Annotated in this window: 21 protein-coding genes; 7 read left to right on the top strand and 14 right to left on the bottom strand. The window is 70.3% G+C overall.

Going from position 1 to position 25,043, the window contains the following annotated elements:
* Position 1: 1 nt before the first annotated feature.
* The 8 genes from TBR22_RS10490 to TBR22_RS10455 all read right to left on the bottom strand — a co-directional run bounded on the left by TBR22_RS10490 (position 2) and on the right by TBR22_RS10455 (position 10,177).
* The gene (locus tag TBR22_RS10490) at positions 2-910 is read right to left on the bottom strand and encodes a DUF58 domain-containing protein (RefSeq protein ID WP_239492929.1); all 909 of its coding nucleotides are present in this window, start codon (positions 908-910) and stop codon (positions 2-4) included.
* Between the two features lie 5 nt (positions 911-915).
* Positions 916-1,944, bottom strand: coding sequence for an AAA family ATPase (locus TBR22_RS10485; protein WP_370651507.1), 1,029 nt, complete (start codon positions 1,942-1,944; stop codon positions 916-918).
* A 144-nt stretch (positions 1,945-2,088) separates the two neighbouring features.
* Positions 2,089-2,928, bottom strand: coding sequence for a DUF4159 domain-containing protein (locus TBR22_RS10480; protein ID WP_239492927.1), 840 nt, complete (start codon positions 2,926-2,928; stop codon positions 2,089-2,091).
* Positions 2,925-5,504, bottom strand: a complete 2,580-nt coding sequence (locus tag TBR22_RS10475) for a tetratricopeptide repeat protein (protein ID WP_239492926.1) — start codon at positions 5,502-5,504, stop codon at positions 2,925-2,927. Before TBR22_RS10475 ends, TBR22_RS10480 begins: the two co-directional genes overlap by 4 nt.
* A gap of 216 nt (positions 5,505-5,720) precedes the next feature.
* Positions 5,721-7,190: a mannosyltransferase family protein gene (locus TBR22_RS10470; protein ID WP_239492925.1), complete on the bottom strand. Its 1,470-nt coding sequence runs from the start codon at positions 7,188-7,190 to the stop codon at positions 5,721-5,723.
* Complete coding sequence (locus tag TBR22_RS10465; RefSeq protein ID WP_239492924.1) at positions 7,187-7,711, bottom strand: isoprenylcysteine carboxylmethyltransferase family protein; 525 nt, start codon at positions 7,709-7,711, stop codon at positions 7,187-7,189. The genes TBR22_RS10470 and TBR22_RS10465 overlap by 4 nt, the downstream gene beginning before the upstream one ends.
* Positions 7,708-8,856, bottom strand: a complete 1,149-nt coding sequence (locus TBR22_RS10460) for an NAD(P)/FAD-dependent oxidoreductase (protein WP_239492923.1) — start codon at positions 8,854-8,856, stop codon at positions 7,708-7,710. The genes TBR22_RS10465 and TBR22_RS10460 overlap by 4 nt, the downstream gene beginning before the upstream one ends.
* Positions 8,857-8,884: 28 nt before the next feature.
* Positions 8,885-10,177, bottom strand: a complete 1,293-nt coding sequence (locus TBR22_RS10455) for a beta-ketoacyl synthase (protein WP_239492922.1) — start codon at positions 10,175-10,177, stop codon at positions 8,885-8,887.
* Between the two features lie 59 nt (positions 10,178-10,236).
* Between TBR22_RS10455 and TBR22_RS10450 the strand changes: the two genes are divergently transcribed.
* The gene (locus tag TBR22_RS10450) at positions 10,237-10,938 is read left to right on the top strand and encodes an isoprenylcysteine carboxylmethyltransferase family protein (RefSeq protein WP_239492921.1); all 702 of its coding nucleotides are present in this window, start codon (positions 10,237-10,239) and stop codon (positions 10,936-10,938) included.
* A 123-nt stretch (positions 10,939-11,061) separates the two neighbouring features.
* Here TBR22_RS10450 and TBR22_RS10445 read toward each other — a convergent pair whose 3' ends face one another.
* Positions 11,062-11,568, bottom strand: a complete 507-nt coding sequence (locus tag TBR22_RS10445; RefSeq protein ID WP_239492920.1) for a DinB family protein — start codon at positions 11,566-11,568, stop codon at positions 11,062-11,064.
* Positions 11,569-11,766: 198 nt separating this feature from the next.
* Here TBR22_RS10445 and lon point away from each other — a divergent pair, with 198 nt between their 5' ends.
* Positions 11,767-14,454, top strand: a complete 2,688-nt coding sequence (gene lon / locus TBR22_RS10440) for an endopeptidase La (RefSeq protein ID WP_239492919.1) — start codon at positions 11,767-11,769, stop codon at positions 14,452-14,454.
* Positions 14,455-14,457: 3 nt separating this feature from the next.
* Positions 14,458-15,555 (top strand): hypothetical protein, encoded by a 1,098-nt coding sequence (locus TBR22_RS10435; protein ID WP_239492918.1) that lies wholly within the window; start codon positions 14,458-14,460, stop codon positions 15,553-15,555.
* Positions 15,556-15,625: 70 nt separating this feature from the next.
* On the opposite strand, the gene TBR22_RS10430 is transcribed toward TBR22_RS10435, so the two are convergent.
* From TBR22_RS10430 to TBR22_RS10420, 3 genes are read right to left on the bottom strand one after another with little or no spacing between them, the layout of a single operon-like run.
* Positions 15,626-16,327, bottom strand: a complete 702-nt coding sequence (locus tag TBR22_RS10430; protein WP_239492917.1) for a class I SAM-dependent methyltransferase — start codon at positions 16,325-16,327, stop codon at positions 15,626-15,628.
* A 52-nt stretch (positions 16,328-16,379) separates the two neighbouring features.
* Positions 16,380-18,257: a bifunctional homocysteine S-methyltransferase/methylenetetrahydrofolate reductase gene (locus tag TBR22_RS10425; RefSeq protein WP_239492916.1), complete on the bottom strand. Its 1,878-nt coding sequence runs from the start codon at positions 18,255-18,257 to the stop codon at positions 16,380-16,382.
* An 8-nt stretch (positions 18,258-18,265) separates the two neighbouring features.
* Positions 18,266-18,712: an NADH-quinone oxidoreductase subunit I gene (locus TBR22_RS10420; RefSeq protein ID WP_239492915.1), complete on the bottom strand. Its 447-nt coding sequence runs from the start codon at positions 18,710-18,712 to the stop codon at positions 18,266-18,268.
* A 256-nt stretch (positions 18,713-18,968) separates the two neighbouring features.
* On the opposite strand from TBR22_RS10420, the gene TBR22_RS10415 reads away from it, so the two are divergent.
* The 4 genes from TBR22_RS10415 (at position 18,969) to lepB (ending at position 22,492) form a co-directional block, all read left to right on the top strand.
* The gene (locus TBR22_RS10415) at positions 18,969-19,592 is read left to right on the top strand and encodes a PEP-CTERM sorting domain-containing protein (RefSeq protein WP_239492914.1); all 624 of its coding nucleotides are present in this window, start codon (positions 18,969-18,971) and stop codon (positions 19,590-19,592) included.
* A 125-nt stretch (positions 19,593-19,717) separates the two neighbouring features.
* Positions 19,718-21,046, top strand: coding sequence for a sensor histidine kinase (locus TBR22_RS10410; protein WP_239492913.1), 1,329 nt, complete (start codon positions 19,718-19,720; stop codon positions 21,044-21,046).
* Between the two features lies 1 nt (position 21,047).
* Entirely contained in the window at positions 21,048-21,824 is a 777-nt protein-coding gene (locus TBR22_RS10405; RefSeq protein WP_239492912.1) for a LytTR family DNA-binding domain-containing protein, read from the top strand.
* 32 nt (positions 21,825-21,856) lie between these two features.
* Positions 21,857-22,492, top strand: a complete 636-nt coding sequence (gene lepB / locus TBR22_RS10400; RefSeq protein WP_239492911.1) for a signal peptidase I — start codon at positions 21,857-21,859, stop codon at positions 22,490-22,492.
* Positions 22,493-22,555: 63 nt separating this feature from the next.
* On the opposite strand, the gene TBR22_RS10395 is transcribed toward lepB, so the two are convergent.
* Positions 22,556-23,080, bottom strand: coding sequence for a ferritin (locus tag TBR22_RS10395; protein ID WP_239492910.1), 525 nt, complete (start codon positions 23,078-23,080; stop codon positions 22,556-22,558).
* Positions 23,081-23,136: 56 nt separating this feature from the next.
* Entirely contained in the window at positions 23,137-25,008 is a 1,872-nt protein-coding gene (locus TBR22_RS10390; protein ID WP_239492909.1) for a long-chain fatty acid--CoA ligase, read from the bottom strand.
* Between the last annotated feature and the right edge of the window lie 35 nt (positions 25,009-25,043).

Here is a 25,043-nt window from a genome sequence, read left to right as displayed (position 1 = left end):
GCTAGAGGGTCCTCCCGCGGGCGCCCAGCCAGCCGAGCAGCGACAGGTCGAGCGGCGCGCTGGTCCGCGCCAGCTGGTAGTCGACGCCCGCCGCGCGCAGTTCGGTGACGTAGGTCTCGCGCCACGCCCCGACGGCGTCGAGGTAGGCCTGCCGGGCCGACGCGCCATGCGTCAGGATCTCCTCACCGGTCTCGACGTCGCGGAACGTGCCGGCCTGCTCGAAGGGGAACGTCAGCTCGGCCTCGTCGAGCACGTGGAAGACGACCACTTCCATGCCGCGCGCGCGGAGCAGCCGCAGGCCCTCCACCACGCGCGCCTGGTCGTCGAGCAGGTCGGAGCAGACGACGATGAGCCCGCGTCGCCGCAGCCGATCGGTGACCTGCTTGAGCGCCGCCGCCGTGTCCGACGTGGCGCCGGGGCGGGCATGATCGAGGGCCACGAGCAGTCGCGTCAGCTGCCCCGCCTTGACCGCCGACGGCACGTAGTCGCGCAGCCGGTCGTCGTAGAGGCCGAGCCCCACCGCGTCGCGCTGCCCCGTCAGCAGGTACGCCAACGCTGCCGTCAGGCACTGCGCGTACTGCAGCTTGGTCATGCCCGTCCCGCTGCGATACGCCATCGACGCGCTGGTGTCGACCAGCAACTGCACCTCGACGTTCGTGTCGTGCTCGAATTTCTTGACGTAATGGCGATCGCTGCGCGCGTAGACCTTCCAGTCCACCGTGCCGGGGTCGTCGCCGGGCATGTACTGCCGGTACTCGGCGAACTCGACGCTCGACCCGCGGAACGGGCTGCGATGCAGCCCGAGCAACAGGCCTTCGACAATCGTGCGAGCCTTCAGCTCGAGCGTGCCCAGGCCGGCGACCACCTCCGGCGACAGGAACCGCGATGGGCCCGGCGCGGACACGGCCATGGCGATCAGGCCAGCCCGCTGGAGGGCGGCGTGATGCGCTCGAGCAGGCGCGCGACGACCGCGTCGGTGGTGAGCCCCTCGGACTCGGCCTGGAAGTTGATCAGCACGCGATGGCGGAACACCGGCGCCGCCAGGGTCCGGATGTCCTCAGGCGTCACGAACGCGCGGCCGAGGGTGAGGGCCCGCGCCTTGGCCCCGAGCACCAGCGCCTGCGAGGCCCGCAGGCCCGCGCCCCACTTCACGTACTTCCGGACGAAGTCGGGGACGTTGGGCTCGGTCGGCCGGGTGGCCGCCGACAGCCGCACGGCGTAGCGCGCGACGTCCTCCGCGATCACGACGTGACGCACCAGTTGCTGAATCTGCAGGATGTCCTCGCGCGACAGCACGCGCTCGGGCGTCTCGCGCCGCACGCCGGTGGTCTGCGTCACCACCTTCACCTCGTCGTCTTCCGGGAGGTAGGTCATGACGATGTTGAACAGGAAGCGATCGAGCTGGGCCTCGGGCAGCGGGTACGTGCCTTCGAGCTCGATCGGGTTCTGCGTCGCCAGCACGAAGAACGGCGGCTCGAGTTCGTAACTGCGGCCGGCGGCCGTCACGTGCCCTTCCTGCATGGCTTCGAGGAGCGCCGCCTGCGTCTTGGGCGGCGTGCGGTTGATCTCGTCGGCCAGCAGGAGCTGCGTGAAGACCGGGCCGCGGACGAAACGCAGCGCCCGGATGCCATCGGCCTCGTCGAGCACCTCGGTGCCGGTGATGTCGGACGGCATGAGGTCGGGCGTGAACTGGATGCGGCGGAACCCGAGGTCGAGGATCTGCGCCAGCGTCCGCACCAGCAGCGTCTTGGCCAGGCCGGGCACGCCGGTCAGCAGGCAGTGGCCACCGGCGAACAGGGCCGCCAGCACGAGGTCCACCGAGGCGTCCTGTCCCACCACCACCTTGCGCAGCTCCGTCAGGACGCGGGCGCGGCTCTCGGCCACCCGGGCGACGAGCGCACGGGCCTCGTCGGCGGTGAGGGGCTGCGGTTTCTGCTGCGCGATGTCGTTCACTCGATCCTCATGCGAAGGCTCAGGGCTCAAGGCTCGGAGTTCTCGGTCGTGGCGTCAAGGCTACGGGCTCGACGCTCAGAGAGCACTCTTCCAGGCTGTGTGCTTTCTGAGCCATGAGCCCTGAGCCTGGAGCCCCTAATGCGTCAGCGTGTAGATGACCTCGTTGATCATCATCCGGTACGCCTGCGCGGTGTGTTGTATGTACCCCGGGTACTGCTCGGCGTTGGACCACTCCCAGCCGTCGCCCATGTCGGTGTTCCAGTTCAGGAGCACCATGGCGCGGCCGTTGTCGTCCTCGATGGCGCGCAGTTCCGGATTGATGCCGCCCTTCTCCCACGTGCGCCCGGCGAAGAACGAGCCGAGCCCCGGGACCTGCGGGAACCCGTCGAGCTGGTAGAAGCACGAGAAGATCGGGTGTGACGGCGGCAGGGTGATCACCTTCCGCTCCGGGAACACCCGCTTCATCTCCTGCAGCACGTTCTCCATCTCGATGTCGCCGTGGAAGTCGTCCATCACGGCGGTGCCACCGCGCAGGAGGAACTCCCGAAGGATCGGCACCTCGGATTCCTTCAGCCGGAGCGTCCCGGGTTCCACGAAGTAGACCCACGGATGGTTGAACAGCTCGGGGTCCTCGATTCGCAGCACCACCGGCTCGCCGACGTCGATGTTGGTGACCGACCGCAGGCGGCGCGACAGGTTCTGCTCGGCGGCCGGCCCATCGATGGCCCACGAATCGCTCCAGTACCGCGCCCGGAACTGCTGGGCGTTGTGGGCGTCGTAGCGGATGCGGGTGAACTGCCAGCGCAGGCCGGCGAACCGCGGGTCGCTGTCCTGCCCGAGTTGCGCCCACACGCGGGGCAGCAGCGAGGGGCCCAGCAGCGCGGCCGCGCAGACGAGCACGCCGATCGCGCCCCGTACACGCCCGCGCCGCCCGGCTTCCCGGTACCAGGCGGTCCACCCGAGGCGCCCGCTCATCGCCTGTCTCCTCCCCCGGGGCCATCGATGATGCGCAGCAGCAACTCCTGCGCCCGCTCGTGGCGCGGCGTCGTCTCGAGCGCCCTGATGAGGTGACGCTTGGCTTCGTCGCTCCGTCCCGAGCGCATCGTCGCTTCGGCGAGCGAGGTCAGGGCCTCGGCGGGATTGGTCGGTCCGGCATCGACCGCCGCCTTGAGCTCGCGAAGCGCCGTGGGGACGTCGCCGCGGGCCAGGGCCAGATCGCCGAGGGCCGTGTGCGCGGCCGCGTCGAAGGGGTCGATCTCGATGACCCGCTCGGCGGCCCGCTGCCGCAACGCCGCGTCCTCCGGCGCTTGCGCTTGCGCCACCAGCTGGCGCAGCGTCTGCGCCGCGGTGTGGTCGCGATCGAGCACCTCGACCATGAAGCGCCGGGCGTCGGCAGCCTGTTCCTGCTTCAGCGCCGTCGAGGCCAGCAGGCGCCAGGGGCTCGCGTCCCCCGAGGCGAAGGGCACCAGTGCGGCCGCGCGCTCCAGCACCACACGGGCGCCGGCCAGGTCGCCAAGCCGCAGCAGCGGCGAGGCCGCCACCATCTGCAGCCGGAAATTGCCGGCGTGCTGATCGGCGAACGCCTTCCAGTCGGCGGCCGTGGCGGTCCGGCCGGGGGGCGGGGCGTCCACCTCGGTAAGGGCCGGCACGTAGGGGCCGTACTTCTGCTTCACGTAGGCGTCGAACTCGGGCTGCAGGGTCTCCCAGGTGCGGCCGTAGGCACGCGTCAGCGCGGCCTCGTTGTCGAGTCCCTCGCCGAAACTCCGCACGAACGCCTGCAGCTTCTCGTCGCCGTGCGTCTCCACCAGGTAGGCCACGAGCACCGACGCCTGCTGGTACGCGAGGTTGATCGTCTCGATCTTGGCAAAGCCGCTGTTGAGGTCCTTGAGCGGCAACAGGCGTCCGGTCGCATACGCCTGCGCGAACAGCAGCTCGGACTCCCTGCCCCACCCGGCGCGGGCCCGCGTCTCCTCGAAGGTCGAAATGCCCTCGCTGAGCCAGCGCGGCAACCGGTTGCCCGACATCTGGAGCGTGATCACGTGCGCCAGTTCGTGCCACAGCACCGCCGCCCAGTTGAACGTGCCCGGCGGACGCGCCTTGGGCGAGTCCATCGTCACGACCTTGCCGAAGCACGCGCCGAGCGCCCCGAGCATGCCGGGCAGGCCCATGGTGCGCACGGCGAAGTCGTCGTGGCGCGGGAAGACCTCGACCAGGATGGGCCCCTGCGGGGTGAACGCGTACCGCTTCGACAGATCGGCCAGCGCCTGCTCGGCGAGCGGCACCAGGTACGGTTGCAGCACGGGGGCTTCGGCCTCGTGCAACCTCACCACCAGGTTGCGCGCCGGCACGGACACGAACTTCTCGAGCCCGTCGAGCATCGTCAGCAGGTTGTACGTGACGGTGTCGAACGGGTCCTTCGTGAAGGCGGCATCGAGCGCCGCGCGCGCGCCGGCCTCGTCACCCGTGCGCAGCAGGTGCAGGCCGAGCGAGGCCTGCGCACGACTGTTCTCCGGATCGAACTCGACGGCCTGGCGCAGGAAGCGCACCGCCTCCTCGAAGCGGTACTGGCGAGCGACACGCTCGCCGATGATGCGGGGCACGTCCGGGTTGCGCTCGCGCACCGCCATCGCCCGTTGCGTGAAGGCGGCGACGTCGGCTGGCCGGTCCTCGATCTGCGCGATGGCCGCCGACAGCGCCAGCGCCTCCACGTGCCGGGGGTTGATCGCCAGCACCTGCTCGAGTCCGGCGCGAGCCTCGGGCCGCTTGCTGGCATCGAGCGCCTCGGCGGCCAGCAGCACGATGGCGTCGGGGTTGGACGGATCGATGGCCAGCGCCTCACGTGCCGCGGCCTCGGCGGCCGTCGGGTTGCTGTCGGCGAGCGACCGGGCCAGCCCGACCATGGCGGGTACGTAGCGGCTGTCGGCCTTCAGGGCGGTCTCGTACGAGGAGCGCGCCTCGGCCTCGTTGAACTTCTCGAGGAACAGGTCGCCCCACCGCGTGTGGATCTGCGCGTCGTCGGGCGACAGGTTGGTGGCGCTCTGGAAGTACGAGTTGGCCAGTCGCACCTGCGTGAGCGCCTGCGCCGCGCGCGCCGCGCGTCCGATCGCGGTGCCGGTCCGCTGCGCCTGACCGGCTCGGAGGATGGCCGACCACAGCGGCACGGCCTCGTCGCGCCGGCCGAGCAGCGTCAGCAGTTCAGCGAGCGCAACGGCCGGCTCGCCGGTCGGCTGCTCGACGAGCGCCACCCGGTACGACTGCTCGGCCTCGTCGTACGCGCCACGACGCTCGGCCGCGCGGCCCGAGATGTAGGCCCTGGCCCACGGCACGTCAGCCGCCTGCGCGAGCGCCTCGTCGAACCTGCCCTCGACCAGCGGACGACGCCACGCGGGCACGACCTCAGGGGCCGGCTCGCTGGCGGCGGGCTGTTGCGAGACGCCGGGGGTGATGATCCGCGGGACGGTGAACGCCGGCGGCGCGCCCTGCGCGCGGGTGAAGGTCGCTGGCAGGCAGAGGCCACCGACGACGAATGCGATGCGGAGCAAAGCCCGCATCGCCTGGCGGGCTGGGGATGCACCCGTGGCGTGCCACCGCGACATCTGCGCCTGTGCCCGCATTATATGCACACGCTCCCGTCGACCCTGCCCCTTCGGCTTCGCCTCAGGGTGAGTCCCTCGACTGCACTCAGGCAACCCGACGAGGACCCCACGTCCACGCCGCTCGTGCTCAGTAGGACGTGCCGCGCCGCCGTTCGGATGGCGCCATGACGCTCAGTAGACCTGGCGCCACGTGAAATGGAGCACCGCGAGGGCGACCTGGAGCCCGAAGCCGGCCAGCAGCACGTGCTGGAGGACCTGCCCGCGCAGTCGCCAGCCCAGGTAGATGAACATCGGGAACAGGGTCGAGGTCACCCGACCCATCGACAGGAAGCCGCCCATGAAGAGCGGCGGCAGGACCATCACGAGCAGGAACGCGCTCCAGGCCCAGCCCAGGCGACGACCGACGGGCCAGCTCACGCCGATGACCAGGAATGTCGCCGCCATGTTGAGCAGTTCGACGGCGTGGACCACCGAATACGTGTACACCCCCAGGCCCATCAGGTCGCGCCAGCGCTGCATCGCGAGCACGTGCACGCCCGAGAAGTGGCGCCCCCACGCGGCGTGCGCCTTCATCCACAGGAACCACTCACCGCTCTGGGCATAGAGGAACGCCGTGAAGGCGAGCATTCCGAGACCGGCACACGCGGCAGTCGACATCGCGGCGGCCAGCGTCTGCCAGCGCCACCGATCGCGCCGCCACATGTCGAGGGCGAGCAGGCCGAGCGGCACGCTCAGGAAGCAGCCGTTGGGGCGTGACAGGCCGGCCAGCAACCCGAACGCGGCGGCCGGCAGCCACCGACGGTGACGGAAGTGCCACGTGGCCCCCGTCGCCGCCAACAGGAACAGCCCTTCGGTGTAGACCGCCCCGTAGAAGAACCCGAACGGATAGGTGGCGATGAGCGCGAGGGCGCTCGTCGCGGCCGCCTCGTCGCCCGTCAACTCGCGGGCCAACCGGAACAGGTACGCCAGCGCCCACACGAACGCGAGCACGGAGACCAGGAACCCGGCCTGCAGCAGCCGCACCTTGCGCCGCTCGGTGAACGCCTCGAAGCTGTCGGTCGGATCGTCCGGTGACCCCCATCGCGCGCCGAGCAACGCCGCGGCCGTGCGGACGGTGAGCGGGTAGGCCGGAAAGAAGGCCACGTTGGTCTGCGTCTGCGCGTTGCCCCAGTAGTTGTAGCCGCCCTCCGCAATCGTCACGTACCAGCCGGCATCCCACCGTCCGAGGAGGTTGCGCCACTCGTTCTGCGCCATGCGGAACGGCGGCGCGGCCTGCGGATACCCGATCACCACCACCGCGAGGTAGGTGGCGTACAGCACCAGCACCCGGGTCGTGAACACCCAGGGCAGCGCCGCCCGCACGCCCCGGTCCTGCCGCACGGCGCGCCAGCGACGGGCGACGCGCGACCACCACGAGTCGCCGCGCCAGGCCCACGCGCGCAGCGCCAGCAGCGCTGCCGCCACCACGCCGAGCCGCCACGGCGACTCCGCGGTGATCCGCAGGTCGTCGAAGCGCACGCGCAGGCCGCCGGTGAGCAGGGCAGACAGCAGCAGCACCACCACCACCCCGATCGCGGTGTCGAGCAGCCGCAGCCACACCGGGCGAGGGGCGTCGGTGCCAGGAACGGCGTCGACGGTCATGCGCGGGAGGCCAGGCCGAGCGCGCGTTCCTCGACGCGGATCCGCCACAGGAGAATCAGGCCGAACGTCACGCCGAACAGGGTACCGGTGAACGGCGCGCGCATCCACCACGCGATGCCGACGACCTCGAGCCCGACGCCGACGTAGTTGGGATGACGAAGCCACCGATATATGCCCGACGCGACCAGCGGCGCTCCCGGCAGGACGAGCACGCGGAAACTCCAGCGGTCGCCGAGCGTCGCAATCGCCAGGTACTTGATGGCCTTTCCTGCCAGGAAGATGCCCAGTCCTGCGAGGGCCGGCATCGACCATGCCGCCGCGCGCCACCACGCCTCGAGGCAGACGAGCAGGAATCCGGCCGGGTAGGCGACCCGCATCCACCGATAGCTCGGGTCGTCGACAACGCGGGCGCCGCGGGCCAGGAGACGCCGTTCGTTGGCCGTCGACCGCAGCGCCTCGAGCCCCATGGTGCCGAACGCGACCAGCAGGCCGACCACCGGCATCGACCAGGCGCTCGTCATGCGGCCCTGGCGCGAGCCCGGCTGACGTCGCCGGCGGTCGCGATCACGAGCCGCAACACCGCGGGCGCCAACGAGGCCCCCAGCGCCCCGAGCCGCACGCCCATCGGCGATCCGACCAGTGCCCGCAGGGCCCGGTTGAAGCGGAGCTTGGCCCCGAACGCCTCGCGTCGTGCGGCGGCCAGCTGCCCGAGCACGCGAGCATCGACGCTGGCGCCGGCCGACAGGATGGCCTCGGCGGCGAGCGCGCCGCCACGCAGCGCCAGGTGCAACCCGTCGCCGGTCATCGGATCCACGAAGCCCGCCGCGTCACCCGCCAGCAGCAGGCCAGGCACGCCGACCCCGCTGGCATCGACCGCCAGGGGCCCCAGGGTGACGGCCGGCGCCACCTGCCGCGCCGCGCGACAGCGCTCGCGCAACACCGGGTCGTGCCTGACCAGGCTCCAGAGACGCGCGCCGGGGTCGCCCATGCCCGTGCGATCCGCGGTCACCAGGCACAGGTTGGCGAGCCCGCCTTCGGCTGGCGCGACGCCGATGTAGTAGCCGTCACGCACGTGCATCTCGCCGCGGCGTCCGAGCCCCTCGACACCCTCGGCGTAGGTGCCCACCGCCCAGCGCCGTGGCGTGCGCGGATGGCTGACCAACCCGAGGGCCAGGCCGAGCGGCGAGCGTCGCCCGTCGGCGGCCACCGTCCATCGCGCCCCGATCGTCGACCGTCGCCCCGCCGCGTCGCGCGTCACGACGCCGTCGACGCGGCCGTCGTGCAGGTGCGGCGAGACGACGTGCACGCCGGTCCGCACGTCGACGCCTGCCGCGGCAGCGGCGGCGAGCAGGTGCGCATCGAGCCGCGCCCGTGGCCACGCCCGGCCGACGAGACCGTCGCCGTAACGGCCGTCGATGGCCACCCCCGTCCCACCCGTCACGAGCATGCCGTCGAGTGGCAGGCCCTCCGTGGCCACGGGTCCCGCCAGGCCCATCTGCTCCAGCAGCGCCATGGCGCCAGGGTTGAGGGTGTCGCCGCAGAGCTTGTGCCGCGGGAACGTCTCCCTGTCGACCAGCACCACGCGGGCGCCCCCGCGCGCCAACGTGAGCGCCGCGAGGGCACCGGCGGGCCCGGCGCCGGCGACGACGACGTCGGCGGCCCTCATGGCCGGCGCATGCCTCGTGCGCGTGTCGTCATGACGCCCGGCCGAGCACGACGGCGCTGTTCTTGGAGCCGAACCCGAGGCAGTTGCACAGCGCGGCCTCGACCTCGGCGGCGCGGCCCTCGTTGGGGAGCACGTCCATGTCGCACGCCGGGTCGAGCGACCGCACGTTGATCGTCGGTGGCAGGAAGCCGCGCTGCAGAGCCAGCGCGGTGGTCACCACGCCGCAGGCGCCGCTCGCCCCTTGTGGATGCCCCACCATCGACTTGGTGGACGACCCTGGCACGCGATCGGCGTACCCGTCGAAGACCTCGCGGACGCAGCGGATCTCGATGGCGTCGTTCAGCTGCGTCGACGTGCCGTGGAAGTTCACGTAGCCGATCGACTCGGGGGCGCGCCCGGCGCGATCGAGGGCCATGCGCATCGCGCGGACGATCTGCACGCCTTCGGGATCCATCTGCACACGGTGATAGGCGTCGCAGGTCGAGCCGTAGCCTTCGACGGCGGCGTAGATGGTCGCGCCGCGCGCCCGGGCGCGGTCCTCGCGCTCGAGGACGTACATCCACGCGCCTTCGCCGAGGACGAACCCGTCGCGGGTGGCGTCGAACGGACGCGAGGCCTGCTCCGGCACGTCGTTGAACGCCGTCGACACGACGCGCATGCGCGAGAAGCCGAAGATCATGCCCGGCGTCACGCACGCGTCGACGCCACCGCACAGCAGCACGTCGGCCTCGCCCGCCCGCAGCAGGCCGAGGGCGTAGCCCGTGGCGTCGGTCGAGCTGGTGCACCCGGTGGACAGGACGTGGCTGATGCCGTGCGCCTGCAGGGCCATCGAGATCTCGCTCGACAGCATGCCGCAGATGGAGATGGGAATCGCGTACGGGGTGACGCGCTTCTGCCCGTCGGTGAAGAACTCGCGGTACTGCTTCTCGCCGAGCTCGATGCCTCCGCCGCCGGTGCCGATGATCACGCCCGCGCCGGGCTCGCCGATGCGCAGGCCGGCATCGGCCCAGGCCTCGCGCGCCGCGATGACGCCCGCCAGCGAGGCGCGGGAGTACCGCTTCGCCTCCGCGCGATCACGCAGCACGTCGTCGACGGCACGGGGATCGAGATCGGGGTGGATGTCCGGACGCGGGGCATGCTCGATCGACAGCGCCGGCAACGGCGCGGCGACCTGGCACGCGTAGGGGCTGGGGTCGAACTCGTCGATGCGGCGCGTGCCGCTGGCGCCCCGCCGGACGTGATCCCAGAAGCACTCCCGGCCCGCACCGAACGGCGATGCGACGCCGATGCCCGAGATGACGATGCGGGGTGGAGGCCCCATGGGCGGCACTATACTATGCCGCCTCGAGCTGAACGGTGCCTGCCTCCGCGTCTTCGTCCGTGTTCGTCCGCGCGCTGCAATGGGTCGGCGCCATCCTCTTCGTGTGGTCGCTCGCGTGGGGCGGCAGGGCCTATTTCCAGCGGTTCGACGCGGTCGCTCCGGCCGGCTCGTCGGGCCTCGTGCCACTGCTGATCGACGTGGCCCTCTTTTCCGCTTTCGCGCTGCACCACAGCGTGCTGGCACGCACGCCACTGAAACAGTGGCTGCACGCGCGGGTCGGCCCCGACGTCGAGCGCGCCCTCTACGTGATCCTGGCCAGCTCGCTGTTCTTCGCCTGCACCTGGGGATGGCGGCCACTACCGGGCACGTGGTACGCGCTCACCGGCGCGTGGTGGTGGGTCGGCGCCGCCGTCCAATGGCTCGGCGTGGCGGTCACCTTGCTGGCCGCTCGGACCTTGAGCCTGAAGGAACTGATGGGGCTCGACCCGGCGCGCCAGGTCAGATCGACCACCGAACCGCCGACGCTGGAGACACGCGGCCTCTACCGCCTCGTGCGCCATCCGATCTATTTCGGATGGGTGCTGTTCGTCGGCGGCGCGCCGCTGATGACCTCGACGCGCCTGCTGTTCGCGGTGGTGAGCGTCCTGTACCTGGTCATCGCAATCCCGTTCGAGGAGCGCGGCCTGATCGAGAACTTCGGCGAGCCGTACCGCGCGTACCGCCGCACCGTGCGGTGGCGGATGGTGCCCGGCATCTACTGACGCTGGCAATTTGAGATTCGAGATTGGAAATTCGCGCGGCGCTGGCCTTCGGCCACGCGCCTCCGGACGTCTCGAGCGTCAAGGCCGACAGGCCGGCCGCCGGTCAATTTCAAATGTCAAATTTCAAATTGCCAGGTGCTCCAGGTGGTGCTGCACGTGCCCGGCGATGATCCAGGCGAGCGCGCGCACCGAGATCGGATGCCCGTTGGCGATCCCCCGTCGACTGGCGGCCTGCTCCGGCAGGCCTTCCACCAGGGCGATGGTCGCGCGGCGCACCGCCGCGAACTCGTCGAGCGCCTGGGCCACCGTCCGCCGTGACGCCCCGCTCTCGCGGGCCCACGCGTCCTGATCGAACCCCGGCAACTCGGCCGCATCGCCGCGGGCGAACCAGAGCAACCGGAACGCGAACACCCGTTCGGTGTCGCTCAGGTGCGTGATCATGTCGAGGAGCGACCACTTGCCCGGCGCCAGCGGCAGCGCCGCTTGCTCGTCGGCCACCCCCGCCAGTCGAGCCTCGAGTTCGCCTGGCTGCCGGTACAACCGCTCCAGCCAGGCGCCGTCGGGCACCCTCGCCACGTAACCCGCGTAGAACGCGCCGTACTCATCAGCCTGGGGACGCATCGCCAGCATGGCCGGATGATAGCGCGCCCCCCGGGTCGCCCGCTGATAGACTGACCGTGGGCGACGCGCGGCCTCAGGACTGCGCCCCGCCCTCTCGGGGCGCCCCGGCCAATCGCCCGGGTCCACGGACACGACGCGGCGTCCCGACGTCAAATGGTGAGGAGCCGCGGCACGGAGCCCGGCTCCCCGTTCCGGAGATGACGATTCGTGGCTGACGCCGCACAGGATCCCCCGCTCCCTTCGCGCCTGCCCGTCCTGCCGCTGCGCAGCACGGTGGTGTTCCCGCTGACGGTGCAGCCGCTCGCCGTGAACCGTGCCGTGTCGGTGGACGCGGTGAACCGTGCGCTGGCCGGGGACCGGATGCTCGTCCTGGTGATGCAGGTCGGCGATGCCGAGGACCCGCAGCCGAACCAGTTGCGCAAGGTGGGCACCGTCGCCGTCATCCGCCAGATGGCCAAGGGCGCGATGGGTCTCCAGATCCTGGTCGAGGGCGTCGCGCGCGTGCGCCTCGACGAAGTGACCCGCGACGGCAACGTGATGGACGCCGCCATCACCGCGGCCCCCGAGCCGGATACCGCGGGCCTCGAGATCGACGCCTACCTGCGGACGCTGCGCGACCTGGTGGAGAAGGCGTTCTCGCTGGCGACCGGCCTGTCGCCCGACCTGCGCTCGATCGTCTCGGGCATCGACGAGCCCCTGCGGCTGGTCTACCTGCTGGCGACGCTGATCGACATGAAGCCCGAGGACAAGCAACTCCTCCTCGAGCAGGACGATCTCCGGGTGAAGTTGAGCGCCATCACGGCGGCCCTCCGCCGCGAGGTGGAGTTGCTCGAGCTGAAGGGGAAGATCGAGTCACAGGCGCAGCAGGAGATGAGCGACGCGCAGCGACAGTACTACCTGCGGCAGCAGCTCAAGGCGATCCAGTCGGAACTCGGTGAGGAGGAAGGCCAGGAGATCGCCGAGCTCCGCAAGCGCATCGACGAGGCGAAGCTGCCCGAGGCCGTGCTGAAGCAGGCGACCCGCGAGGTGGACCGCCTCGAGCGGATGTCGCAGGCCTCGCCCGAGTACCAGATGCTGCGCACGTACCTCGACTGGGTGCTCGAGGTGCCGTGGAGCGTCACCACCGAAGACCGCCTCGACCCGCGCGCCGCGCGCGTCGTGCTCGACGAGGACCACTACGATCTCGAGAAGGTCAAGGACCGCATCGTCGAGTACCTCGCGGTGCGCAAGCTGAAGAACGACATGAAGGGCCCGATCCTGTGCTTCGCGGGCCCCCCGGGTGTCGGCAAGACGTCGCTCGGGCAGTCGATCGCGCGGGCGATGAACCGCAAGTTCGTGCGCATCTCGCTCGGCGGCGTGCGCGACGAGGCCGAGATCCGCGGGCACCGGCGCACCTACATCGGCTCGATGCCCGGGCGTTTGGTGCAGGCGCTGAAGCAGGCCGGGTCGATGAACCCCGTGTTCATGCTCGACGAGATCGACAAGCTGCAGGCGGGCGGCTTCTCGGGCGATCCTGCGGCCGCGATGCTGGAGGTGCTCGACCCGGCGCAGAACCACACGTTCCGCGACCATTACCTCGAGGTGCCCGTGGACCTGTCGAAGGTGCTGTTCATCGCCACCGCGAACAACCTGGGCACGGTGCACCCGGCGCTGCTCGATCGCATGGAGATCATCAGCCTGAGCGGGTACACCGAGGAGGACAAGGCGCACATCGCGCGTCGGTATCTCATCCCGCGGCAGATGAAGGAGCACGGCCTGCCCGCCGACGGCCTCGAACTCACCGACGCGGCGCTGAGCCGCGTGGTGCGGGAGTACACGCGCGAAGCCGGCGTGCGCAACCTGGAACGACAGGTCGGCACCATCGCGCGCAAGCTGGCCGCACGCGTCGCCGGCGTCGACACGACGTTCCGCGACCGCGGGGCCGACGACGCCGTGGCGACCGTGGACATGCCCATCCCTGGCCAGCCCGGCGACGGACCGCAGATGCCGCCGCCCCCGCCAGGCCCCGAGCCGGACCAGGCGCCGCGCCAGGATCCCGACCCGCGTGAGACGCCCGGCGTGCCCCATCCCGACGAGGCGCCCGAGGGCGACCCGCCGCCGGCGCAGGATCCGGATCGCGACGATCCCGAGGCCCCCATCGGCGACCCGATGAAGACGCCGGACCTGCCGGTGATGAGTGGCGTCACGCTCGACGCGCCCTTCAAGGTCGACGGCGACGACGTGCCGGAGTATCTCGGGCCGCCGAAGATCAAGAACGACGCGCCATTCCGCTTGTCGCGGCCAGGCGTGGTCACCGGGTTGGCCTGGACCGAGACCGGCGGCGACGTGCTCTACGTCGAAGCCACCCTGCTGCCGGGCGGCAAGGGACAGCTGGTGCTGACCGGTCAGCTCGGGAACGTGATGCAGGAGTCAGCGCGCGCCGCACTGAGTCACGTACGCTCCCGCGCCGCCGCGCTCGGCATCCCTGCCGACCTGTTCGGGTCGCATGATCTCCACCTGCACGTGCCGGCGGGAGCGATCCCCAAGGACGGTCCGTCGGCCGGCGTCACCATGGCCACGGCGATCCTCTCGGCAGCCCGCCAGGTGCCGGTCAAGAACGATGTGGCGATGACCGGCGAGATCACCCTCAGTGGCCTGGTGCTGCCTGTCGGCGGCATCAAGGAGAAGGCCCTCGCCGCGCGCCGGCACGGTGTCAAGCTGATGCTGCTGCCGGCCCAGAACGAGGACGATCTCGACGAACTGTCGGCCGAGGCGCGCAAGGACATGACCTTCCGGCCGGTCTCCACCTTCGAGGAGGTCGTCGCGATCGCGCTCGGGGACGCACCGGCGCCGGCGACCACGAGCGAGACATCGCCGCCGGCGGCCACACCCGCGGAGCCGGCCGTCGCCGGCTGACGCGTGGCCGTCGCGTTCTGCATCTCCGGGCACGGCTTCGGGCACGCCAGCCGGCAGGTCGAGGTCATCAACGCGTTCGGGGCCTTGCGCCCCGACGTGCCGATCACGATCTTCACGGAGGCGTCGCCCTGGCTGCTGGACCGGACCGTGCGCGTCCCGGTGGCGCGTCGCCCGTGGGCCGTCGACACGGGGGCCATCCAGCGCGACAGCCTTCGGTTGGACATCCCCGCCACGCTCGAGGCAGCGCGTGGATTCGAACAGGAGGCCGACGCGTCAGCCGTCGCCCTGGCGGATGCGCTGAGGGCAAACGGCACGCGGGTGGTGGTCTGCGACGCGCCGGCAATGCCTTGCACCGCGGCCGTCCTCGCCGGGGCTCGCGCCATCGTCCTGGCCAACTTCACGTGGGACTGGATCTACGAGGACTTCACCGCCGACCATCCGGGGTTCGACGACCTGCCCCGGCGTCTCGGGCGGCGCTACGCCGAGGCCGAGGCGGCATGGCGGCTCCCGATGTACGGCGGCTTCTCGACGGTCCGGACCGTGCTCGATTTCCCGTGGGTCGCGCGACGGGCGCGGCGCGACCCGTCCGAGACCCGCCGCCTGCTCGGCATGGACCAGGGCCGCCCGCACGTGCTCGTCTCGTTCGGCGGCTATGGGGTGGCGGGCATGACACTGGCGCAGCACGACGGGGCGCCGTACCGGCTGGTCCTGTCCTCGGGCGCCCAGCATGGCAGCACGGACGCGCCCGCCGATGCCCTGCACGCCGACCGCGACCGCCTCGAGGCGCTCGACCTGCGCTACGAGGACCTGGTGGCGGCGTGCGACGTGGTCGTGTCCAAGCCCGGCTACGGCATCGTGTCGGAATGCGTGGCCAACGGCACGGCCCTGCTCTACACCGATCGCGGGCGCTTCCGCGAATATCCGGTGATGGTCGAGCAGATGCCGTCGGTGCTGCGCTGCCGATTCCTGGCCAGCGAGGCGCTGGCCAACGCGCGCTGGGATGAGGATGTCGAGGCGCTGCTCGGGCAGCCGCATCCTGCCGAGCGACCGCTGGTCAACGGCGCCGACGTGGCTGCGGGCATGCTCAGCGCGATGGCCTGATCGAAGGCCGACGGCCCGATGACGAAGGCCGACTGAAGCACAAAGGGCGCCGCAAGGCGCCCTTCAGGTCTCAGTCCTTGATGCAGGTGACCAGCGACCAGATCCTGGGGATGTTGACCTTTTCGATCGAGACCGGCTGGAGATTGGCCTGGGCGAGGAAGGCCGGCAGGTCGAGGTCGGACTTGAAGCCGATGTGGACCATCAGCGGCGAGATGAGCCGCTCGGCCTTCGACAACAGCTTGTTGGGGCTGAGGAAGTGGTTCAGGAAGATGATGCGGCCCCCGGGCTTGCACACCCGGCGCATCTCCTGCGCCACCTTGACCGGGTCGGGAACGACGCTGATCAGGTACGGCGCGTAGACGATGTCGAAGGCGTTGTCGTCGAACTTGAGGTCCTGCGCGTCCATCTGCAGCAGTCGGACGTTCTTCAGGCCCTTGCGAGCGACGCGCTCGCGCGCCTTCTCGAGCATGGCATCGGAGTAGTCGATGCCCGTGATCTCGGTGTTGCTCGGGTACATCGCGCAGTTGATGCCGGTGCCGACGCCCACCTCGAGAATCCTGTCGCCGGGGTGGATCTGCATGCGCTGGAGCGCCTGCACACGCCCGGGGTGCAGCGTGGGCCCGAACGTGAGGTCGTAGACGCTCGCGAGACGGTCGTAGACCTTCTCGACGAAGTCGTTCTCGACAGCCGTCACCGACAGTGCGCGAGTGGCGGCGTCGCCCTGCAGCACCTCTTCGTCGGTACGCGTCCGATCCTGCCCCAACAATGCCATCAATCGGCTCTCCTGCTGCGAACGATGCGGAAGTCTACCACGGCCCCGTTGCTCACGCGGATTGCCCCACCTGGGGCAGGAGGTCCTCCGACCTCGTCAGGGCGCCGAGCACGTCCAGCGCCGTCGCCACCCGACCACCGGCGGCTGCGACGATGATGCCAGCGACCAGCGGCCGGATCGCCACGACGAGTTCACGGGCGATCGTGAGCGCCTCCTCATGCACGCGACCGGTCCGCTCGGCCTCTGCCATGCGCGTCACCAGAGCCTCGGGCACGCTCACGCCGGGTTCCTCGTTGGCCAACTGCTCGGCCTGACGCGCGCTCTCGAAGGGGCGCACGATGGCCAGCACCGGCACCCGCTGCTCGGTCGTCTCGTCGAGGAACTGCCGCAGCGCGTCGACGTCGTAGATGGGGCCCATGACCACGAACTCGGCGCCGGCCTCCACCTTGTACCGATAGCGCGAGAGCTCACGCTCGGGCATCACCGCCGTCGGGTTGGCCGCGACGCCGATGTGGAAGCCGGTGGGCACCCCGATGGGCTGGCCCCCCACATCCTCGCCGCGGTTGAAGCGGGCGGCGACGTTGGTCAGGCCGATCGAATCGACATCGAACACCGCGGTGGCGTCCGGATAGGCAGACCGGCGCAAGGGCCGTCCCGTCACCAACAGGAGGTTGCGCAGCCCGAGCGCGTGCGCGCCAAGCAGGTCCGCCTGCATGGCGTGCAGGCTGTGGTCGCGGCAGCTGTATTCCAGGATGGCCTCGACACCGGCACTCTGCTCCACGGTGACGGCACTGGCCAGGGCGCTCATGCGGGCTCGCGTGCCCGACCCGTCGCTCACCAGCACCACATCGAGGCCGTTGATGCGGGCCTCGCGCGCCTGCTGCGCGATGCGGTCGTGTCCGAAGCCGGCCGGCGGCACCAACTCGACGCCGGTCACGAAACGCCCCCGCCGCAGGGCATTGGCCAGGCGCGATCTCGACTCGACCGGCACGGGCGTCACGGCTTCGCGCACCGGGGTGGTCCCGGTCACCGAGGGCGACGTCGGGGCCGGCGCTCCGAGGGCGTGTACGGCAAGGGCGATCTGGCGCACGTGATCGGGGGTGGTGCCGCAGCAGCCGCCGATCAGCCGCACGCCGGCGCCGACGAACCGCCGCGCGTACGACGCCATGTAGTCGGGCGAGCAGAGATACAGGTTGCGGCCGTCGACGTCGCGGGGCTTGCCCGCGTTGGGCATCGCGGCGAGCAGCGTACCGGGCACGACCTTGGCCAGCCGTTCGACCGTGTCGAGCATCGCCGCCGGTCCGACGCTGCAGTTGACGCCGATGACGTCGGCGCCGAACTCCACCAGTTGCGGCCCGAACTGCTCGACCGGTGTGCCGTCCAGCGTGTTGCCGTCCTCGGCGGTGGTCAGCATCGCGACGACCGGGCGATCACTGACGCTGCGGATGGCCCGGATGGCGGCGCCGATCTCGCTGACGTCCCGGAAGGTCTCCAGCACGAAGAGGTCGACGCCCCCGTCGGCCAGGCCACGCGCCTGCTCGGCGAAGATCGCCGCCGCCTCGTCGAGGCCCGTCTTGCCCCACGGCTCGACGCGCACGCCGAGCGGCCCGATCGAGCCGGCCACCCACGCCCCGTCGCGCGCCGCATGGCGCGCGATGCGCGCGCCGGCCACGTTGATCGCGTGCACCTTCTCGGCCAGCCCGAAGCTGGCCAGCTTCAGGCGATTGGCGCCGAAGGTGTTGGTCTCGATGATCTCGGCGCCGGCGCGCACGTAGGCCTGATGGACCCCGACGACGAGGTCGGGCTCGGTGAGATTCAGGTCCTCGAACGCGCGATTGAGGAAGACGCCGCGGGCGTAGAGCTGGGTGCCCATCGCGCCATCGCAGATGAGCACCCGAGCGCGCAGGGCGTCGAGGAAGGACTCGGTCACGGACGGGGTTACTTGCGCGCCGCCGGCGCCTGAGCCTGGCCAGGCACGGGGACGAGGAGGTCTTCCTTGTCCCACACGAAGTCGTCCTTGCTGTACACGGCCAGTTCGTAGTCCTTGCCCATGAAGATGGCAGACACGGGACAGGCCTCTTCGCAGTACCCGCAGAAGATGCAGCGGGTCTTGTGGATCTGATATGTGCGGGCGTAACGCGGCCCGGCCATCACGCTGCCGTCGTTCTCGGCAGGTTCGAGGTAGATCGCATCGGCGGGACATGCCACGGCGCAGAGCCCGCATGCCACGCACTTCTCCAACCCGTTCTCGTCGCGCATCAAGACCTGCTTGCCGCGCCACTTCGGGAACATCGGAACCTTCTCGTCCGGGTAGTTCACGCTGATGGGCTTCTTGAACATGTGCCCGAGCGTGGTCTTGAACCCGACGATCCAGGGACGAATCATCTGTCTGAGCCTCCGGTGGGCCCCGTCGCCCCACCAGGGCACGGAACCACTTCGTAGTGTAACAACAAGAACGACATGCGGGTATCGAAGGTGGCAGGGGACGGGCCCGGCGCCGCTCGAATTAGTCTACCCCTGCAGAGACAAGAGTCGCGAAGTCTGGATCAATCATCCCTCTTGAGGGTACGGGAGCGTCCGCCGGCTCAGGCGGAGAAAGCTCGGCCCTTTGGCGCATTTGCTGCATAATCAGCGCTCAACAATGAAGCTCACCCATTTCGTCGCTGCCCTCTCCTTCTTCGTCGGCCTGTCTTCCAGCGCTCCGGCGCAGGCGGCGCCGATCTCGGCCACGGGTCAGGTCTCCCTCGGTGTCGCGGACTGGACGCCGGCCGTCCTCATCAACGTCGGGACCACCTTCAACTTCACCTACTCCCTGTTCACGGGCGGCACCGGCGCCCTGACCATCGTTCCGGGCTTCGTCCCGCCGGCCGTGAACCCGGCGGCCGCCGTGGTCACCCAGTCGATCACCGCCACGGTGGGCGCGCCGGTCAGCTTCGATGCCGCCTGGGGCGACTTCACGGGCACGGTGACCACCGCCGCCCTGAACCCGGGCAGCACGTCGACCAACCGATCGGTGTCGGTGACGGCCTTCGGCACCTTCGTGCCGCAGGGGCTGGTCAGCACGTTCACGCCGGGCCCGATGAGCCTCACCTTCTCGGCCACCCAGACGCGCATCGGCGGCCGCCGTAGCGACGACGAACTCGGATCCGTGTCGGCGTCGTACACGGTGGCCTCGACGGTGCGCCGCATTCCGGAGCCTGCGAGCCTCACGCTGGCCGGCCTGGCCCTCGCCTCCGCAGGCCTGTTGCGTCGACGTCGGCGCTGACCGGCTCGGCCTGAATCCGGATCCGACCTGGCCGGACGCGCCCTGCGGCGTGCCCGGCCGTCGTGTTTCTGCAGCCGCCGGCCGGCGCCGACCAGCGACAGCCCGGCCGGAGGTTACACTGCCCTGTGCCCCAGGGTCCGCGCTTCCTGACGTTCGAGCAGTACCTGCTCGTGACGCAAATCGTGCAGCTGGCCGCCGTGGCCGCGCTGTCGACGATGCTGGTGCGGTTCCGGAGGTTTCGCACGCTCCTGCTGACCGAGCGCCGCGACTGGCCGGAGCGGGTCAAGTTCATCGGCGCCCTCGGCATCCCGCTGTCAGCAGGCGTCGCCAGCCGGCTGCTCCTCAATTACGCGGCTGCTGACGTCTCCCTCGGCGGCGCCTACATGGCCGGCCTGGTCGCCGGTCCCTACGCCGGCGCCATCGTCGGCGCCATGGTGGGGCTCACCGCGATGGCCGGCGGCGAGTGGATCGCGGTGCCGCTGTACGTCGGTTGCGGCTTCGCCGGCGGCGGCCTCCGCGAGATCTGCCCCAAGGATGCCATCTGGCACTTCTCCCCGTTCGTGCTGACCGGGTTGCTGCGCTACCTCTGGAAGCTGGTGCGCCGGTTCGAGGTGGACTGGCAGATGCTGCTCATCGCGGCGCCGCTGGCGCTCGAGGTGCTGCATCAGGCCCTCGGCCATCGTTACGGCATCGAACGCCTGTTCTTCTTCCCGGCGCACTCTCCCGGCATGCTGGCCCTGACGCTGCTCGCCACGACGCTCACCGTGGCCATCCCCATCAAGGTCTGGAATTCGGCGCGGATCGAGCACAAGCTGCAGGAGCAGGAGGCGCTCCTGCTCGAGGCGCGCATCGAGGCGCTCACCAGCCAGATCAACCCGCACTTCCTCTTCAACACCCTGACGTCCATCTCGTCGTTGATCCGCACGCGCCCCGACACCGCACGCATGCTGATCAACCGGCTCTCGGGGTTGCTGCGCCGCCGCCTGCGCGCCCACGACCACTTCGTGTCCCTGCGCGACGAACTGACGGCGGTCGACGAGTACCTCGACATCGAGTGCGTGCGTTTCGGCCCGTCGCTCCGGGTGGACAAGGACATCGATCCGGCGACCCTCGACCAGGTCGTGCCGAGCATGATCCTGCAGCCCCTCGTGGAGAACTCGATCAAGCACGGCCTGGCCGACAAGCTCGGCGATCGCGTGATCACCCTCCGGTCGCAGCGACAGGCCGGCCTCCTGGTCCTGGAGGTCGTCGACAACGGCGTCGGCATCGACGACACCCGGCCCGCCCGCAGCACCGGCAGCGGCAGCAGCATCGGGCTGGCCAACGTGGCGGAACGCCTGCGGGTCATGTACGGCGCCCAGGGTCGCCTGTCGATCGACAGTGCAGCGGACCAGGGCACGCGGGTGCGGCTGGAGATCCCGGACATCCTGCTGCCAGGGAGGCGGACGGCGTAAAATGAAGGTCAGCGTCCTTGTGGTCGACGACGAACAGCTGGCGCGGGAGGAACTGTGTTACCTCCTCTCGAAGGACGCCTCGGTCGAGGTGACCGGCCAGGCCGACAACGGCATCGCGGCGCTCGACCTGCTGGACGACCTCGAGCCCGACATCGTCTTTCTCGACGTGCAGATGCCGGGGCTGACGGGGTTCGAGGTGGCGCGGCAGCTCGCGCAGCGGCCGCGGCCGCCACACGTGGTGTTCGTGACGGCGTTCGACCAGTACGCGCTGGACGCCTTCACGGTGAACGCGGTCGACTACCTGCTCAAGCCGGTGGAGCCGGCGCGCCTCGAGGAGGCGCTGGCTCGGGCCCGTAGCCGCATCGACCGGGCACGGTCGGGAGTCGTGTCGCCGCAGGCGCTGGCCGAGATCGTGGAAGCGGTGGCCGCGCGGCAGGCGCGGCGATCGCCCATCGTCGTCAAGGTCGACGACCGCATCCTGCTGGTGCAGGCCGAGGATCTCGTGTACGCCTCATTGAACGAGGACGAGGTCACGATCGTAGCCAGTCAGGTGACGGGGACGTCCAATTACCGGACGCTCGACGAGTTGCAGGCCCAGCTCGACCAGGCGACGTTCTGGCGGGTCCATCGCTCGTACCTCGTCAACATCAACAAGATCAAGGAGATAGTCCCCTGGTTCAGCCGGAATTTCATCCTGAGGATGCGCGACGCGAAGTCGACGGAGATCCCCGTGAGCCGGGCGCAGACCAAGCGGCTCCGGGACTACCTGCAGCTCTGACGATCGAGCCGACGCCGTCCGGCTTCTCCCCCGTGGTCGGGCCCAACCCGCCGTCCGGCTTCACCCCGGTCGTGGCGCCGGTGAGCGCCCAGGCCGCCGACGAAGCGCTCAGGGCCGCAACGGCAGAGGTGCGTCGCCCCTCGATCTGGATGCGCGCCGCCGAGGAACTCTTCACGTGGTTCAAGACGCTGGCCTCGGCCGCCGTCTACGCCACGCTCATCGTCACCTTCGGGTTCCAGGTGGCGCGGGTCGAGGGCCAGAGCATGGCCCCCACCCTGTCGGATCAGGACCGGCTGATCGTCAACAAGGCGATCTACAAGGTCGGCGAGCCGCAGCGCGGCGACATCGTCATGCTGTGGTACCCGGTGGATCCGGACAAGTCGTTCGTCAAGCGCGTGATCGCCGAGCCACGCGATCGCGTGCGCATCGTCGACGGGCGCGTGTTCGTCAACGACGTCCAGCTCGAGGACGCCTACGTGCCGTCCGAGTACCGGGGGCACGACGACTGGGGGCCGCAGGAGATTCCGGAGGGCTACTACTTCGTGATGGGCGACCACCGGAACAACAGCTCCGACAGCCGCCACTGGGGCACGGTCCCCAAGAAGTACATCATCGGCAAGGTGCAGTTGCGCTGGTGGCCGCTGCCCCGGGCGACGGTGTTCGAGTGAAGCCCCCCGTCGCAGGCGACAGGCCGACGGCCTGATCGCCTGCCGTGGGTCGGCCCGAGCCGTTCACCCTCGCGCGCCCTCGCCCCCCGTGCCGCCGCCCTCGCCGGCCCGCGCACCGAGTTCCCGATCGATCTCCAGCAGGGCCCGCGCATCGCTGCCCGCCATCTCGAGCTTGGCGATGACGTCGCGCGCCGACTTCTCTTCCTCGACCTGCTCGGTCACGAACCACTGCATCTCCACCACGGCCGCGAAGTCCTTCTCCTGCATCGCGATCTCGTAGAGGGCGTCGATCTGCTTGCTGACCTGCTCTTCCTGGGCGAGCGACGCGCGGAACACCTCGAGCAGCGTGCGTACGGGCACGGTCTCCACGTGAATCTGGCGAAGGGTCACGCCGTAGTTGCGCGCGTGGATGAAGTCGAACAGGCGCAGGGCATGCCCACGCTCTTCCTCGCTCTGCACGCGGAACCAGTGCGCCGCGCCCGGGAAGTTGAGCTGCTCGCACACGCCCGACATCGCCAGGTAGCTGTGCGACGCCGAAAGCTCGTTGTTCACCTGATCGTTGATGGCCTCGTACACCCGGGAACTCATGCATCCTCCTCGAAAAACGGTTGGTGGGTCGCGACACGTCAGGCGAGACGGGCGCCCTACGGATTCTCGTACAGCCGATCGACGACGGCCTGCCAGCGTTCGAGCACGACGCGGCGACGCAGCTTGAGCGTCGGCGTCAGCTCACCACCGGCGATGCTGAACTCGGTGGGCAGCAGCGCCACCTTCTTCAGGCGCTCGAACTGCGCGAGATCGCGGTTGAGCGGCTCGACCACTTCCTGGTAGAGCGAGACCACGTCTTCACGCACGACCAGTTCCTCGCGCGGGCCGAGGGGCATGCCCAGCAGCTTGAGACGATGCTCGAGTTGCGGGAAGTTGGGCACGATCAGCACGGCCGGGAACTTGCGCGCCTCGCCGACGATCATCGCCTCGGCCACCAGCGGGTGCCTCTTCAGCAGCGCCTCGATCGGCGCCGGCGCGATCTTCTTGCCCCCCGAGGTGACCAGCAGTTCCTTCTTGCGGTCGGTGATCGTCAGGTAGCCGTCGTCGCTCAGCGTGCCGATGTCGCCGGTGTGGAACCAGCCGTCCGGTTCGAGCACGGCTGCGGTGTCGTCGGGCCGCTGCCAGTAGCCCTTCATGATGTTCGGGCCGCGCGCCAGGATCTCGCCGTCGTCGCCGATGGCGAGTTCCACCCCGTCCACCGCGCACCCGACGGTCCCGAACCGCGGTCGCGTGCGCGGGTTGACGGTGAGCACCGGCGAGGTCTCGGTGAGGCCGTAGCCCTCGATGAGCGGGATGCCGACGGCGTTGAAGAACACCGCGATGTGCGCCGGCAGGGGCGCGCTGCCCGACACGGCGAGCTTCAGCCGACCGCCGACCTTCTCGCGGATCTTCGCGGCGACCAGGCTGTCGGCCACGGCCTCCTGCATCTTGAGCAGCGGCGACAGGGACCGGCCGGAAATGCGCGCCGCCGACGCCTCGGTGCCGATGCGCACGGCCCACTCGAACAGGCGGCGACGGAAGGCAGGCGCGTTGGCCGCGACCTCGTGGATCTTCGCGTGCAACTTCTCGTACACGCGCGGCACGCCGGTCATCACCGTGGGCCGCGCCAGTTGCAGGTCGCGGGCCAGCGTGTCGAGCGACTCGGCATGGCACACCGTGAGGCCCTCGTACATGTAGAGGTACGTGACCATGCGCTCGAACACGTGGCTCAGCGGCAGGTAGCTCAGGGCGACGTCCTGCGGCGTGAGTTCGAGCACCGGCGAGACCGCGCGAAGGTTCGACAGCACGTTCTCGTGCGTCAGCATCACGCCCTTGGGCTCGCCCGTCGTGCCCGACGTGTAGATGATCGTGAGCAGGTCGTCGGGCCTGACCGCGGCGATGCCGGCCTCGTACCGCGCCACGGCGCCAGGATCGGCAGCCCGCGCCGTGCCGCGCTCCACCAGGCCCTCGAGCCGGAGCACCGTGTGGCTGCCGCGCACGGCGGCGGGCGGCACCTCGTCGGTGAACACGACGATGAACTCGAGCTCGGGGAGCAGGTGTCGCACCGAGAGGATCTTCTCGGCCTGCGTGGCGTCGGACACGAACACGCCGCGGGCACCCGAGTCCTGCAGGATGAAGCGGGCCTGCTGCCCCGAGATGGTCGGATAGATCGGCACGGTGACCAGCCGCGCCGTCACGATGCCCATGTCGGCCAGGACCCACTCCTGGCGCGTCTCGGACATGATCGCCACGCGATCGCCGGGCGCCATGCCCATGTCCGTGAGCGCCAGCCCGATGGCGCGCACGCGCTCGACGAAGGCCGACGTCGAGCAGGGCACCAGCCCCGACGCCGTGCAGACCTGCAGCAGGTCGGGGCGGGGGTACGTCCGCAGAAGGTCTCCCGGCAGCTGCGCCAGTGACGAGATGCGTGAGGCGATTGAGGGTGGGAAGCGATGGGAGCGGACTTGCGACGCGACGGCAACGGGCATGCGGGGCACCTCGGGGTCCGGTGTCGGGCCGACGC

The sequence above is a fragment of the Luteitalea sp. TBR-22 genome (assembly GCF_016865485.1).
Lineage (GTDB): Bacteria > Acidobacteriota > Vicinamibacteria > Vicinamibacterales > Vicinamibacteraceae > Luteitalea.
This window is presented reverse-complemented; position numbering and strand designations above follow the sequence as displayed.